Source organism: Seleniivibrio woodruffii, from assembly GCF_004339245.1.
Taxonomy (GTDB): Bacteria; Chrysiogenota; Deferribacteres; order Deferribacterales; family Geovibrionaceae; genus Seleniivibrio; species Seleniivibrio woodruffii.
Genome location: NZ_SMGG01000005.1, coordinates 97,081 through 112,581 on the forward strand (window position 1 = coordinate 97,081; position 15,501 = coordinate 112,581).

General features: G+C 51.1%; 13 protein-coding genes. All 13 read right to left on the reverse strand.

Annotated elements, in window-relative coordinates:
- Positions 1–47: 47 nt before the first annotated feature.
- The 13 genes from bioB to C8D98_RS10125 all read right to left on the reverse strand — a co-directional run bounded on the left by bioB (position 48) and on the right by C8D98_RS10125 (position 15,393).
- Positions 48–995, reverse strand: coding sequence for a biotin synthase BioB (gene bioB, locus C8D98_RS10065; protein ID WP_132874025.1), 948 nt, complete (start codon positions 993–995; stop codon positions 48–50).
- On the reverse strand, positions 995–2,161 hold the full coding sequence (locus C8D98_RS10070; RefSeq protein WP_132874026.1) for a trans-sulfuration enzyme family protein: 1,167 nt from the start codon (positions 2,159–2,161) through the stop codon (positions 995–997). Before C8D98_RS10070 ends, bioB begins: the two co-directional genes overlap by 1 nt.
- Positions 2,161–3,309, reverse strand: a complete 1,149-nt coding sequence (locus C8D98_RS10075; protein ID WP_132874027.1) for a trans-sulfuration enzyme family protein — start codon at positions 3,307–3,309, stop codon at positions 2,161–2,163. The genes C8D98_RS10070 and C8D98_RS10075 overlap by 1 nt, the downstream gene beginning before the upstream one ends.
- A 12-nt stretch (positions 3,310–3,321) precedes the next feature.
- Positions 3,322–3,960: a DUF1847 domain-containing protein gene (locus tag C8D98_RS10080; RefSeq protein ID WP_132874028.1), complete on the reverse strand. Its 639-nt coding sequence runs from the start codon at positions 3,958–3,960 to the stop codon at positions 3,322–3,324.
- Between the two features lie 159 nt (positions 3,961–4,119).
- A complete protein-coding gene (cysK, locus tag C8D98_RS10085; RefSeq protein ID WP_132874029.1) occupies positions 4,120–5,055 on the reverse strand; it encodes a cysteine synthase A in 936 nt (311 codons plus the stop codon).
- Positions 5,056–5,193: 138 nt separating this feature from the next.
- Entirely contained in the window at positions 5,194–8,322 is a 3,129-nt protein-coding gene (locus tag C8D98_RS10090) for an efflux RND transporter permease subunit (RefSeq protein WP_132874030.1), read from the reverse strand.
- Positions 8,322–9,449, reverse strand: a complete 1,128-nt coding sequence (locus C8D98_RS10095) for an efflux RND transporter periplasmic adaptor subunit (RefSeq protein WP_132874031.1) — start codon at positions 9,447–9,449, stop codon at positions 8,322–8,324. Before C8D98_RS10095 ends, C8D98_RS10090 begins: the two co-directional genes overlap by 1 nt.
- Positions 9,424–10,680 (reverse strand): TolC family protein, encoded by a 1,257-nt coding sequence (locus C8D98_RS10100; protein WP_132874032.1) that lies wholly within the window; start codon positions 10,678–10,680, stop codon positions 9,424–9,426. The genes C8D98_RS10095 and C8D98_RS10100 overlap by 26 nt, the downstream gene beginning before the upstream one ends.
- A gap of 142 nt (positions 10,681–10,822) precedes the next feature.
- Positions 10,823–11,212 carry a FixH family protein gene (locus tag C8D98_RS10105; protein WP_132874033.1) on the reverse strand — a complete coding sequence of 130 codons (390 nt, stop codon included), beginning with the start codon at positions 11,210–11,212 and terminating at the stop codon, positions 10,823–10,825.
- A gap of 401 nt (positions 11,213–11,613) precedes the next feature.
- Entirely contained in the window at positions 11,614–12,618 is a 1,005-nt protein-coding gene (locus C8D98_RS10110; RefSeq protein WP_132874034.1) for an ABC transporter substrate-binding protein, read from the reverse strand.
- A 35-nt stretch (positions 12,619–12,653) separates the two neighbouring features.
- A complete protein-coding gene (locus C8D98_RS10115) occupies positions 12,654–13,604 on the reverse strand; it encodes an ABC transporter permease (protein WP_132874035.1) in 951 nt (316 codons plus the stop codon).
- A gap of 11 nt (positions 13,605–13,615) precedes the next feature.
- Complete coding sequence (locus tag C8D98_RS10120; protein WP_165871280.1) at positions 13,616–14,416, reverse strand: ABC transporter ATP-binding protein; 801 nt, start codon at positions 14,414–14,416, stop codon at positions 13,616–13,618.
- Positions 14,410–15,393 carry an ABC transporter permease gene (locus C8D98_RS10125; RefSeq protein ID WP_165871281.1) on the reverse strand — a complete coding sequence of 328 codons (984 nt, stop codon included), beginning with the start codon at positions 15,391–15,393 and terminating at the stop codon, positions 14,410–14,412. Before C8D98_RS10125 ends, C8D98_RS10120 begins: the two co-directional genes overlap by 7 nt.
- Positions 15,394–15,501 lie beyond the last annotated feature (108 nt).

Consider the following 15,501-nt stretch of genomic DNA (forward strand, 5'->3'; position numbering starts at 1 on the left):
CGCAAGGAATGTCTATCTGTACATTTTAAGCCTGCGGCAAAAAATTGTCAACTGTGTTGACGATTAATAAACTCCATATCCTCTTCGAGGTCGGGTCCCTTCACCGTAAGATAGTCGCCCACCATCATTCCGCTTGCTCCCGCAGAGAAAACCTTTTCAGCTCCGCCTGATTTAAACACGGCGTTGCGTCCGCCGCAGACCCTGAGGATCCTGTCGGGCAGAACAAATCTGTAAACAGCTATGATGCGCATGGCCTCCTCTTCGGTGAGGATGTCCGTGCCCTCTTTGGGCGTACCTGTCACGGGATTCAGAAAGTTTATCGGAACCGACTGAACGCCAAGCTCACGCAGAAGTACAGCAAGCTCGTATCTGTGCTCCCATTTTTCCCCTATGCCGAAGATTCCGCCGCAGCATACGTCTATTCCCGCTCTCAAGGCCTCTTTAACTGCGTTAACATCGTCTGCGTATTCATGGGTGGTGCAGATGTTGGGGAAAAAACTTTCTGATGTTTCAAGGTTGTGGTGATACGAGTCCAGCCCCGCCTCTTTCAGCTCAATAAGCTGTTCATAGGTGAGGCATCCAACTGATATATCCGTTTGCAGACCGATGGATTTGACAAGCTCCACCGCCGCTTTTATCTTCCTGAATTCTTCATCGTCGGGTCCAAGTCCGCTTGAAACTATGCTGAAACGCTCAACGCCCAGTTCCTTTGTGCGGATGGCTGCCTCTTTAATCTTTGCAAGGTCGATGAAGGGGAAAACCGGTGCTTTTGTGCCGTAGTGTGCCGACTGGGCGCAGAAAACGCAGTCCTCGCTGCAAAGCCCGCTTCTGGCATTGATTATTGAGCAGGTCTTAACCGTTCGCCCTGTGAAACCGTCTCTCAGTTTTTGTGCATAGTCCGTAACAACGGCCAGATCGCCGTCAATAAGCTCAAAGAACTCGGCAGAGGAGATAAGCTCCCCGCCGAGTGCCTTTTCATATATGTTTTCAATCATCATTTTCCGCCGTAAAGTTCAATTATCTCCAGAATATCGTTCAGAATGTCCTTTGTATCCTCAACACCCAGCGAAAGCCTGACCAGACTGTCGCTGATGCCTCTGGCGGCACGTTCCGCAGGGGGCATGGCCGCATGGGACATTTTAGCCGGATAGGAGATGATGCTCTCCACACCGCCCAGACTCACAGCGAAAGCCGCATATTTTGCGTTTTCCAGCAGTTTGTGGGCAAGATCGGCCGTTTCAAGCTCGAACGACAGAACGGCTCCCGCCCCGTCACTCTGCTTTTTGTTTATCCCGTATCCAGGATGGCTCTCAAGTCCGGGGTAGTATACCTTTTTAATCTTCGGATGCTTGGACAGTTCCTCAGCTATTATGCCTGCGGAGCGCTGTCCGGCCTCCATTCTGACTCCGAGGGTCTTAAGCCCTCTTATCACCAGCCAGCAGTCGTTTGGCGGCAGAACCGCTCCCACTGCGTTCTGAATATATTTTATGCGCTTGGCCAGATCCTTGTCCGCCGTCACTGCAAATCCGCAGAGAACGTCGCTGTGGCCGTTGATGAACTTTGTGCCGCTGTGCACCACTATGTCGCACCCAAGCTCTATGGGTCTCTGGAGATAGGGGCTCATGAATGTGTTGTCCACAATGGTGATAAGCTCATGCTCTTTGGCGAGGTTCGCCATAGCTTTCAGGTCGGTTATCTTCATAAGGGGATTCGAGGGTGTTTCCAGATAGAAGGCCTTGGTATTGGGCTTTATTGCCGCTTCAAAGGCCTCAACGGACGTTGCATCCGCAAAGGTGGCCTCTATGCCGAAACGGGAGAGAAGTCCTGTGAGCACCCTCCATGTTCCGCCGTATACGTCCTCACAGACCACGATATGGTCACCGGGTGAAAATATCATCAGAACCGATGATATTGCCGCCATGCCGGAGGCGAAGGCGTAGCCGTGGGTGCCGCTTTCAAGCTCGGCTATAATAGTCTCCAGAGCCTCCCTTGTGGGGTTGCCGGAGCGGGAATAGTCATATTTTCCGAAATGGTCTGCGGAATCCTGCGCAAAGGTTGACGCATGGATGAGCGGAACGCTCAGTGCACCTGTGCCGGGGTCGATTCCGAATCCGTTATGTACCAGACGGGTGTTTCTGCCCGCTTTGTTCGCTTTCGCCATTATCTTACCTCGCTTTCAAGAGCCTGTTTCAGGTCACCTATGAGGTCGTCCGCATCTTCAACGCCTATGGACGCCCTGAGCAGTCTGTCTGTCACACCCAGACGCTCCCTCACCTCCGGCTCGATGTCCGCATGGGTCTGAACGGCAGGGAAAGTTATGAGGGATTCCACACCGCCAAGGCTCTCTGCGAACAGGAACACTTTAACCTTTTCCAGAATAACCGGCAACAGTTTAGGATCGTCCAGTTCAAAAGAGACCATTGCGCCGAACCCTCTGCCCTGCTCTTTCAGCAGTCTGTGCCCGCTGTGGCTCTCCAGCCCGGGATAAAAAACTTTTGTCACTCTGGGGTGGGTTTCAAGAAATTTTGCAACCGCCAAAGCGTTCTCCGCCTGCTTTTTAACACGCAGATGGAGGGTCTTCATTCCTCTGAGCACCAGATATGCATCATTGGGACCGAGGATAGAGCCCACAGCGTTCTGGAAGAATGCCAGTCTGTCGCCCAGTTCCTGAGTCTTTGCCACTATAACGCCTGCCACAACGTCGTTGTGACCGCCGAGATATTTTGTTGCACTGTGCAGAACAACGTCGGCTCCCAGATCCAGAGGATTCTGGAAGCAGGGGGAGAGGAATGTATTGTCCACAACGGTGAGTATGCCCCTTGCGGCGGCCTCAGCCGAAATGGCTTTAATATCCGCAACTTTCAGAAGCGGATTTGTGGGATTTTCAACGAATATCATTTTTATGGAGGCATCTTTCAGGGCTTCTATGACCTGAGCGATGTCCGAAGTATCCACATACACGGCCTCTATGCCGTAAACTGCGTAGACCTGCTGAAAAAGACGATATGTTCCGCCGTAAAGGTCTTCGGTAACAAGGATTTTGTCGGCGGGTTTAAGAAGACGGATGATGTTGTCCACAGCCGCAAGGCCGGACGAAAAAGCAAGACCCCGTGCGCCGTTCTCGGCATCGGCAATTGCATCCTCCAGAGCCTGTCTGGTGGGGTTTTTTGTTCTGGAATAGTCATATCCCGTGCTCTGTCCGAGCGCAGGATGTCTGTATGTTGCGGAGTTATACACAGGAACGGTCACCGCTCCCGTTGACGGGTCACGTCTGCTGCCGGCCTGCGCCAGTCTCGTTTCTATCTTCATAAAACACTCCCCTTAGTCAAATATCTTTTTGTAGTAGGATGCACAGGTGTAGACAGCGGCGGCGGGGTTGTGCGCCAGCACACGATCCTTTACGATAAAGTATGTTACGGGAACTTTTGAGTGGTGGATAAAGATTGAATCGTGACCCACGCAAAGCCCCACGATGATGTTATATTCAGTTCCGTGCTCCGCCAGAAGTCTGGCCTGAAGAGCAGGGTTGCACATTGCCTCGAAGTTTCCGGGGGCAATCTTGTCCCCGTCGGGGATCCCGCCCTCGGTCTTGTCCACAGAGCCTATCTTGCAGATGAAATCGTGAACCTCGAACCCCTTTGAGCGAAGGAATTTGGCGAAGACGGCAGTCTCTTTCGCCAGCCCCACGCAGGAAGCTATTCCAAGTGTCTTATAGCCCATGCGTTTGGCAAACTCGGCTATCTCTTCGATTCGGGTGAGCTTTCCGTAAAATTTCCCTTCGACCTCCGCCGAAGCTCTGGACGCTTCACGTGTGAAATCATCATCAAAATAGGCTTTTAAAACCTCATTTTTCAGAGATTCATCAAGATTTGCAGTGGGACATCCAGCCGGAAATTGCGACTCTCTCTTATAGCAGTTCAGGCTTCCGCAAACGGAGCAGTCGTGGAGTTTTGCAGACATTACTCAACCTCTTTGTAAAAAAACGGAGGCACAATTTTGTCTCCCCCTTTGTCAAAGGGGGATTAAGGGGGATTTACATTTATTTCAATGAAAATCCACCCCAACCCTCCTTTATTAAAGGAGGGAGCAGGAACCTGTGCCTCCGCTTCTGAAATTCTATTAAGCAGTAGCTTCGTTGAAAAGCACCGTAGACAGGTATCTTTCGCCTGTGTCCGGCAGAACAACGACAATCAGCTTGCCTTTGTTCTCGGGTCTTTTGGCAACTTCATATGCCGCATGGAAAGCCGCTCCGGAGGAGATGCCCACCAGAAGTCCCTCTTCTTTGGCCAGTCTGCGGGCGGCGGCGAAAGCCTCCTCGCTCTGCACCTGATAGATCTCGCTGATAACTTCTCTGTCCAGAACTGCGGGAACAAAACCTGCGCCGATACCCTGAATTTTGTGGGGGCCGGGGTTTCCGCCGGAAAGAACGGGTGACTCAACAGGCTCGACAGCGATGACCTGAACTGAGGCTTTTCTCTGTTTCAGAACCTGTCCCACACCTGTTATGGTTCCGCCTGTGCCCACACCGCCGATGATTATGTCGACTTTGCCGTCAGTATCTCTCCAGATCTCCTCAGCTGTTGTTGCTCTGTGGATTGCGGGGTTTGCAAGGTTGTTGAACTGCTGGGGGACGAAAGAGTTGGGGGTTTCAGCCGCCAGTTCCTCAGCCTTCTGCACAGCACCTTTCATGCCCAGTGCGCCGGGAGTGAGAACGATCTCCGCTCCGTATGCCTTAAGCAGTGAACGTCTCTCAACGCTCATTGTCTCGGGCATTGTAAGAATAAGTCTGTAGCCCCTTGCGGCGGCGACCAGCGCCAGAGCGATACCTGTGTTTCCGCTTGTGGGCTCGATGATTATTGTGTCTTTAGTAATAAGACCTTTCTTTTCCGCATCCTCGATCATTGCGAAGCCGATCCTGTCCTTAACGCTTCCGCCGGGGTTGAAGGATTCCAGCTTTGCAACTATCTCTGCGTTCAGTCCGCCTGCGGCTCTGCCGAGTTTCAGCAGGGGGGTGTTTCCTATAAGATCCGTGAGTGTTTGTGCGATGTTAGCCATAGTACCGTCTCCTTGTATTTTTATATATTACCTATCGATTTAGTAGATTTAATGGGATAATACAATCCGGCTTCGATTATGTCAATGGTTTTTTTAATGAAAAAAGCCCTCTTTCGCTGACGAAAGAGGGCAAATGATTTATACTGTTTGCTTTTTAATTTCCCACTTTTTCCATGAGAAATAGATTGCCGGAATGATGATAAGGGTTAGAATTGTCGAAGTGACCATACCTCCTATCATGGGGGCGGCTATGCGTTTCATAACGTCCGCACCGCTGCCCGTAGCCCACATTATGGGCACAAGACCTATGATGAGCGTGGCAACGGTCATTATCTTCGGCCGCACCCTTTGCACTGCGCCGTATATAACGGCATCTTTCAGGTCTTCGTCGGTGTTCATCTGTCCTCTGGCCTTCCAGTCGTCATAGGCCTCGTCCAGATAGACGATCATGACCACCCCCGTCTCTGCCGCAACCCCCGCAAGGGCTATAAGCCCCACCCAGACCGCCACGGACATGTTATACCCAAGCAGATACAGGTAGAGGAATCCGCCCACGAGGGCAAAGGGAACCGAGAGCATCACTATCGCCGTTTTCGCAACCGACCTGAAGTTCAGATACAGCAGCATGAATATCAGCCCGAGGGTCAGGGGCACTGCAAATTTCAGCTTCTCCTTCACCCTCTGCATGGATTCGTATTCGCCGCTCCATCTGAGGGTATACCCCTGAGGCAGTTTTATGCTCTGGCCGACCTCGGCCATTGCTTTTTTGACATAGCTTCCCACGTCAACGCCCGCCGCAAGGTCAACATATACATATGACACAAGCATGCCGTTCTCCTCTTTCAGCATATCGGGTCCGGGCTTGAGATACACGTCCGCAACATCGCCCAGCGGGATGTAGTTTGCCCTGCCCTCCATGCCGCCGATGGGCACAAGAACGTTCTTTATTGATTCAACGTCGTTTCTGAACGATTTTTTATAGCGAACCGCCACTGGATAGCGTTCACGCCCTTCAACTGTCTTTGTCACGGGCATGCCGCCTATTGCGGTCTCTATCACCATGTTTATCTCTTCAACGGTGATGCCGTAGCGAGCCATTTTAAATGCATCCGGCTCGATATACAGATAATATCCGCCGTCCGTCCGCTCGGAATAGACGCTTCGGGTTCCCTCAACGTTTATCAGCGAACTCTCAAGCTCCTCGCCTATTGTCTGGAGCTTCGCAGGGTCGGGACCGAAAACTTTTATGCCCACAGGGGTTTTGATACCTGTTGAGAGCATGTCTATTCTGGCCTTGATGGGCATTGTCCATGAGTTGACCCAGCCCGCAACCTTTGTCTTCTCGTTCAGCTCATCAACCAGTTTGTCAAAGGTCATATCCTTGCGCCACTGGTCGTGGGGCTTCAGAGTAATGACCGTTTCCGCCATGGAAAGCCCTGCGGGATCGGTTGCCGAGTTGGCATTGCCCGCCTTGCCGAACACAGTGTCAACCTCCGGGATGCTCTTTATGAGCTGATTCTGCGTCTGAAGGCTCTTTGCCGCCTCAGCAGCCGAAATTCCCGGCAGAGTTGTGGGCATATAGAATATCGTGCCTTCGTTCAGCACCGGCATGAACTCCGAACCCAGCTTTTTCAGGATGGGATATGCCGCAAGCATGGATATCACCGAGAGGGCGATAACAAGATATCTGAATTTCAGGGCGAACTTTACAAACGGGTTGTAAAGAAACACCAGAACCTTCGTTATGGGGTTGTCCTGCTCATGGCGTATCTTTCCTTTGATAAAAATGACCATCAGAGCGGGAACCAGAGTCACCGACAGGATGGACGCAAAGAGCATTGAAAAAGTCTTTGTGTATGCCAGCGGTTTGAACAGCCTGCCCTCCTGCGCCTCAAGGGCAAAAACGGGCAGGAACGAAACTGTAATTATGAGAAGCGAGAAGAAAAGCGGCTTGCCCACCTTCTGTGCGGCGGCGATTATGACCTCTTTTCTGTCCGCATCTGGGTTATGCTCCAGCTGTTTATGGGCGTTCTCGACCATAACTATGGCCGCATCCACCATGGCACCGATTGCGATGGCTATACCGCCCAGCGACATTATGTTTGATGTTATGCCCAGCCAGCGGAACATGATGAACGACATTATGATTGCCACAGGCAGGGTGAGTATCGCCACCAGAGCCGAACGAAAATGGAACAGGAAGATGATGCACACAAGACTCACGATGATTATCTCCTCGATGAGCTTGTCACGCAGGGTCTTTATTGAATCTATGATAAGGGTGGAGCGGTCGTATACCGGAACTATCTCCACGCCTTCGGGCAGAGAACCTTTCAGCGAGGCAACCTTCTCTTTAACGTTGTTGATGACGTTCAGTGCGTTCTCGCCATAGCGCATCACAACAACGCCGCCCACAGCCTCGCCGTCACCGTTGAAGTCCGCTATGCCTCTGCGCATTGTGGGGCCTGTTTCAACGGAGGCCACATCGCCCACCAGAACGGGAACACCCATTCCGTCGCTGGCGATGACTATATTTCTTATATCGTCCAGATTCTTTATGTAACCGACACCCTTCACCATGAAGTCACGGCCGGAAAGCTCCACCGAGCGTCCGCCTGTGTCACGGTTGCTGTCACGCACCGCCTTAACTATCTGGTTCAGGCTCAGTCCGTATCCTCTGAGTTTGTCGGGATCGATGTTTATCTGATATTCCTTGACATGGCCGCCGATGGAAGCCACCTCGGCAACACCTTTGACCTCTTCCAGAGCGTATTTCAGATACCAGTCCTGATATGAGCGCAGATCCGCCAGATTATGCTTGCCGGATTTGTCCACAAGTGCGTACTGATAAATCCAGCCCACACCCGTTGCGTCAGGTCCCAGAGCGGGGCTGACGTCCGGCGGCAGTTTTCCGCTTATCTTGCTCATGTTCTCAAGCACACGGCTGCGTGCCCAGTAGATATCCGTGCCGTCCTCAAAAATTGCATACACATAGGAGTAGCCGAAGAACGAGTAGCCGCGGACAACCTTTACCTTGGGCGCCGCCAGCAGACTGCTGACGATGGGATAGGTTATCTGGTCTTCGATAAGGTCGGGTGAACGTCCCTGCCACTCAGTAAAAACTATTACCTGAACGTCGCTGAGGTCGGGAATGGCATCAAGGGGAGTTTTTTTCACCGACCACAGACCAAGTCCAACTGTCGCCAGAGTAAAGAGGATTATCAGAAACTTGTTTCTGGCCGAAAAGCCGATAAGTTTCTCAATCATCACTGCACCTTAACGGGTTTAATGCCTTTCAGCTGTGCCTCGGAATCAAGCAGGAAGTTGGCTCCTCTGGCCACTGTGTCGTTCTCTTTCAGGCCTCTGCGGATCTCATAGAACCCGCCCGCCTTAACGCCGGTAACTATCTCTCTGGGCTCAAATTTTCCTGCACCCTTCGAAACGAAGACTATTTTGCGTCTGCCGTCGTCGATAACGGCATCCTCTTCAACTTTAAGAGCCTTGCCGGATTTGACGTTCAGAACTATATCCCCGTACATTGCGGGCTTAAGCAGGTTTCCGCTGTTGCGCACAGGAAATCTGACCTTGAGGGTTCTGGTGCTGCCCGAAACCTCGGGGTAGATGTAGTCGGCTTTTATATCAAAAGATTTTCCGGGCATGTTGGGAAGTGTGAACTTCGCCGTTGCGCCCTGTCTGATGAATTTCATATCCTCTTCGTACACATCCGCAATCACCCACATTCTGTCGGTTCCTGCCAGAGTGAAAAGCTCCATTCCCGGCTGAACCATCATTCCTGCGGCAACCCTCTTCTCCATGACGTAGCCGTTGGCAGGGCTGTATACCGCAACTGTGCGGCGTACCTTTCCGGTGCGCTCAAGCTCACGAATCTGAGCCTCGCTGAGATCCCACCAGCGCAGTCTCGCCCTTGCGCCCTCGGCAAGTTTTCTCGCATCACCGGCGAACATACTGCCGTAGCTGTCGGTGGTCTGCTGAGCGTCAAACGATTTTGCATGGCGCAGGAAAGAGAGATACTCCTCCTGTGCGGCAACCATTTCGGGGCTGTAGATGTCGGCAACCTTTGCGCCTCTGGCAACGGTTTTGCCCTGATAGTCGACATAGAGTCTTTCTATCCAGCCTTCGAACTTGGTGTTAACGGCGAATGTGGATGTTTCGTCCACGTTCACGATACCGGGGAGTTTTATTGTTTTGGAGGCATCGCCGTATTTAACCTTGGTCAGGCGCACGCCCATCTTCTGGAGCATCTGGGGGCTGACCTCAAGGAGCTTCTGCTCCTCGAAAGCGTCGAACTCGTCCGCAAAAGCAGGCAGAGAAATGGCAAATGCCGCCAGCAGAGTAAATATAAAAAGCTTAATTTTCATCGATGATCGTTCCATACAGTGCGCCTCCGGTAAGTACGTTCAGTGCGCTGAGAGATTTTTGTTTCTCAGCATATTTGTCCAGATATTTCATGCCGTATTCAACGGAAGTGTTTACGGCGGTTATAACGTTTTCAGCGGAGCCTCTGCCCTGTCTGTATGATGCGAGAGCCGCATCCCTTGTCTGGTCAGCCTTGGCGGATATGCCTGATTTATAAAGCTCCATTATGCGGCCGGATGCGTCGGCGGAGGCCATCTGCTCGGTTATCATGCTTCTGAGCTCGTGGCGCATGTTGTAGTAAACGGTGTCGGCCTTGAACTTCTGAGCCTTGGCTTCGTTTATTGCCGGAAGCTGTCTTTTGTTGTAGTAAAGGGGGACGTTGAAGGTCACAGCCGCAGAATAGACATCGGACATTGTGAAACCCGGTCTGGGTTCATACCCGAGGCTCACTGTGAAATCGGGATATTTCTCAAGCTCCTTCATCTTAACGTTTGCCTTCATAGCCTCGACCTCGTTCTCCATGCTTTTAAGGGTGTAGGAGTTCTGAGCGGCCATGTTGTAAAGCTCCTGAGCGGAAAGCTTCACCTCTCTTTCGGGCAGCTGAACAAAATCGCCGAACTCGTCCGAGTCACGCCCTGTGGCATGGGCAAGGGAGGTGCGGAGCATCCTGTCCTTCTCCTTCAGCATCTCTATGTCTTCCAGAACCATATATTTCTCACGCTGAATCATCAGCACATCTCTGGAATCCATCATGCCGGAGCTGTATTTCGCCTGAGCGGAGCTTTCGGTCATTTCCAGCAGTTTCAGTTTTGTGTTCTGGAGCTTAAGGGACTCCTGAACAGCATATATATCAAGATATAAAGACTTTACGGTGTGGATAACATTCAGCTTTTCAGCCCTCAGCAAATCTTTCTGGGCAAGTGCCTTATATTTGGCTTCGGCCTCTTTGCTGCCAAGCTTGCCGAAGAAGGGGAACATCTGGCTCACCATTATGGTGTAACGTGACATGCCCTCTTCGCCTATGGTGTAGTATGTGCCTTCGTTAACAACGCCGAGGCTCACCATGGGGTCGTTCAGTGTTCCGGCATATTCGGAGGCATGCTCCAGAGCACGGACATCATATTTCATGGATTCCAGATTGATGTTTCTGGAAAGAGCGGTCTCAATCAGTTTATCTATATCAGCCGTCTCGGCATGGGCTGCCGCTGCGGTCAGGAGAATAAGCATTGCCAATATGTATCTTTTCATGATTTCCTCGTTAATGACTGTCAAAGTAAAGTCCGTCTCTGCGAGGAACGTAGTGATGCGGCAGTCTCATCGGTTGAGTTTGCTTCGTCACGTTGTTCCCCGCAAAGACTTATGCCTGCTTAACAATCTTCCAAACTTCTGATTATCTTACGTCTACAGTGTAGGCCACTTTGCGGAGTTCTTTGTTGGGCAGGATGAACCTTACCTCAACGTTCCAGGGGCCTGACATGCCAAGGTCAAGGGTGGCTGTGTACACGCCGTTCTTGCCGTCGGCAACCGTTTTGTAGTCCATTGCGGGCATGCCTGCCATTGCGGGCATTGAGTAATAGACTGCAACTTTGGCGTCAACGGGTGCCTGTTTGCTGTCTTTGATAGTGACAGTTACCTTGTTTTTGCCTGTCACAGGGGGATTCTTGTCAAAAACTGATGCCACGGTGATGTCGCCTGCTTTTTTGCTGACCTCATAGGGAGCCGCAAATGCCAGCGCCGCAACGCTGAGAATAATAAAAAGTGTCATGATGAGCTTTCTCATTATGTTCCTCCTGAAATGATTTCTGGAAGTGTATTATCATTTAACATGCCAACTCTTCCGCTCACACTGAAAACATACAATAAGCACTTAATTACAAATAATTTAACAATAACTAGAAAAGATGGAGCGGCTGTGTTTATCAGGGTGTTATGACGACTATTCTTCATGCCGGAAAACGGCGGTGTATAATTTTCTACAACGGAGTTGAGTTTGCGTCATTGAGAACCTGCGTAAGCAGGTGTGGCAATCTCATCCGCCAAATTTAAGAAAATGTAAATCCCTCCAAACCTCCCTTTGCCAAAGGGAGGCTTAAATGGCGCATATTTACACGTCACCCTGAGGCGCACGGAGAACAATGACAAAAAAAAGGCGCAGGATGACCTGCGCCCTTAAGAAACGGCTTAGTATTTGCCGTAGTTACGTTTTATGTTCTTGTACTGATCGAGACCGGGAAGATCGGCAAACACGAATTTTGCCAGTTTCTCGGGATCAGTTGAGGGGGCAAGAATATCAACCTTTTTCAGCTCTTTCGCCGCATAAAGAACGGCTGATTTTGCTGCGTTTGTGGAGGGCTGATAGTCGTAGTGTTCAACAATCTGCGCCGCAAACTCTTTGTCGATGGGAACGTATTTTTTCTCTGTAATGATAGCCGCTGCCTCGGCTCTGTTCAGGCTTATCCACTTGGCGGATTTTGCGAAGGCTCTTGTTATCTTGGCCGCAAGTTCAGGGTTTTCTCTGACCAGTTTGCCGTTAACGCCTATCAGACAGCAATATTCATCCACATAGGGCTTTGTTTTTGCGCTGTCAACCAGTGTGACCGCACCGGGAACTCCCTTTTCAATAATTGCGCCGATGGGGTCGGCAACGGCAACAGCATCAACCTCGCCCTTTTCCAGAGCTATCTTAAGCTCGGCGGGAGGGAATATTTTCCACTGAATATCTTTTTCGGGGCTGAGTCCGGCAATTGCTGTGGCTCTGAAAGCCAGCAGATGGGGAGCGGAACCGATTGAAGGAACGCCGACCTTTTTACCCTTAAGCTGTGTGACAGCGGTTATACCGGAGGCTTTCGAAGAAATTATCTTAAGACATCCGGTGTGAACGCCCACTGTGAGCTTAACGTCCAGTCCCTGCTCAATGGGTTTCAGCCAGTTCATCAGAAGCCCCTGAGCTGCGGCAATCTTGCCGGCGGCCAGTCCGTCTTTAACCGTGTTCCAGTCGCCTTTGACCAGTGTCACATCAAGTCCTTCCTCAGTAAAGAAACCCTTTTCCACTGCGATGTAGGTCGCAATTTCACACAGAACGCCCTGATAGCCGATGTTGACGGGTGTTCCTGCGTTTGCCGCCGGAATGACGGTGATGGTCAGAAAGGTGTAAACCATGACCAGTGCGCAAAACTTCTTTATCATAAGACTCCTCCTTTAATCCGCCGTGCGGAATTTTTTTACCATTTAACAAAAGACGGCTGCCATCCCATGAGCTTGTCCCTGAAAAGGAACAGCAGTTTTATGAATCCCGAAAAAATGACAGCAGAGATTATCAGCGTGGCGTAAACTTTCGCATATGCCGCCCAGCCTATCGCCCAGACGATATACCAGCCAAGACCGGAGCTTGCGCCCACCATTTCCGCAGTTATCAGCACCAGAAACGATGCGCCCACACCCATGAACTGTCCGACAAAAATCGTAGGCAGGGCATGTGGAACAGCCACTCTGAAAAACTGCCCCCTCTGGCTTGTGCCAAGGAGTGCGGCGGCTTCGTAATATGCTTTGGGAACGTTATATATTGCTGATGCCGTCATAAGGGTCACAGGGAACCAGACCGCCAGAGACACCAGAAAAACACTTGCCGTGAAAGCGTTCGGAAAGACCAGAAGACAGACGGGGATCCATGCCGTGGCGGGCACAGGCCCCAGAATCCGCACAACGGGTGAGAGCCAGTAGGCCGCCCGTTTGCTCCACCCCAGAAGCGAGCCGCAAACTATTCCGGCCAGAGAACCCAGCAGAAACCCGCCCACAATAAGCTTTAAGGATGAGAGTGCGCTCCTTGTCAGAGTCTCCGTGTCCTCTATGAACACGTTGATCACCCTTTCGGGGCCGGGGAAATAGGGCATGGGGAGGCGTGCCGTCTTTGAGGTGTAATAGTCCCAGACCACCACCAGAAGTACAGCCGCCGCCGCCAAAGGCGCCCTTTCGCCCCAATATTCTCTGAAGCCTTTAACGAAGACCGAAAGGAGGTAAAACACTCCGGTCACCCCTATAAGCCCCAGAATGAAAAGCTCGTAATATTCTGTTGAAATGGGAGAAAATATATCCGTGGGAAATTTCTGAAACTCCTTCAGACCTATTGAGGCCAGAAGGGGCAGAAGACCCGCATTAATAGGTTTTATCTTCATGAAATCCCCCGTTATATTGCGAAATCCTGCGAAAATTCCTTCGCAAAACCGAATGTTTTAAGTATCTGCGAGCGAAGCTCGGTAAACGTAGGCGAGTTCCTCTTGCGGGGACGCTCAAGCTCAACGTTGATTATGTTCTTTATCCTGCCCGGCCTGTCGGACATTATTATGATGCGGTCTGACATATAGATGGCCTCGTCAATGTCGTGGGTGACCATTATCATCGTCGTGTCACGCCTGTTGCGGATGTTCAGGATCTCATCCTGCATCTTCATGCGGGTGAAGGCGTCCAGTGCGCCCAGAGGTTCGTCCAGAAGCAGGATGGAAGGTTCGTTGGCCAGCGCCCTTGCAATGGCCGCCCTCTGCATCATTCCGCCTGAAAGTTTATGGGGATGCGCTTTTTTAAACCCTTCAAGCCCTGTCAGGGTGAGGTATTCGTCCACTTCCTCGTCAGTGATGGTTATGCCCCTCGATCTGGGGCCGAACTTTATGTTGTTCTCCAGAGTAAGCCACGGAAAGAGTGTCGGCTGCTGAAAGATAAGGCCTACCTCGGGGTTTGTTCCTGCGATGGGACTGCCGTCCAGAGTTATCTGACCTGCGGTTGCTGTCTCAAGTCCCGCAACGATCCTCAGCAGAGTGGATTTTCCGCATCCGGAAGGCCCCACGATGCTGACGAACTCGCCCTTTTTCACATCCAGATCAACAGGTGTCAGCGCCTCAAGGGCTGTGCCGTCCGAGTCTTTGAAAACTTTGGATACCCCCCTGACCGACAGTGCGGCGGAATGCGCATGCTGTAAGTGTTTCGTTACCATTTAATCAGCTCCTTCTGCCAAGAGAGAACCTTGTCTCTGAGTTTGAAAAGCAGTGTCATTATTGTAAAAAATATTATTGAAGCCACGATGAGTGACGCATATATCCTTGCATAATCCGCATAGTCCCTCGCCCAGACGATGTAAAAACCTATGCCCGCCTTAACCCCCGCCATCTCCGCCGCAACCAGTGTGAGAAACGATGAACCAAGCCCCATGAAAAGCCCTGTGAAGATGGTGGGCAATGCCGCAGGAAAGGCTACGAAAAGAGCCAGACGAACCCTGCCCGCACCCAGAATCCTCCCTGCCTCAATGACCCCGGAAGAAACGTTCATCACACCCGATGCCGTCATAACCGAGACGGGGAACCACACGGAAACCGCAATAAGAAACAGTGCGGCTGAAAATGATGTGGGAAATGCGACTATTGCTATGGGCAGCCACGCCGTTGCGGGAATAGGCCCGATAAGCTTTATCAGCGGCATGAGCCAGTAGCGGCTGAGGGAGAATGAACCCGCCAGAACCCCTGTCAGAAGCCCGGCTAAAGCACCCAGAAAATATCCCTGCGCCAGAAGGAACAGAGAGTGGGCTACGCTTTTAGCTATCACACCTGAATCGCTGATCAGAACGGTGACTATTCTGTATGGAGATGGGAAATAATCTGGGTTGAGAACAACATACAGCTCAGTTATCAGATCGTAGAACACAAAAAGCCCAAGAACAGTAAACCAGAACGGCAGATTGTGTCTGTATGTTTTTCTGAAACTCTCCGAAACAGATGCATACAGAGCCGAACCCAAAAGCAGGGTGACAAGAATCAGCAGGAGAACCAGAAGCCCGTCGATGCCCTCTGTCAGAGGTTTTGCATATTCACGCTGAATGGTGAATGCGGTCAGGAATACGGCGGGAACAAAGAGGATATGATTGTTCCTCACTGTTTCCGTTATATTCAGAGCGGCAGCCGCCTGTCCTTTTTCCATCAATACCTCCGGCAATATTAATCTATAAAATCTATGGATATTATGTGCAATTAAAAATAGACGAAATAAAACCCGTTGTCAACACGGGTTTTTGAAAACAGAACAAAA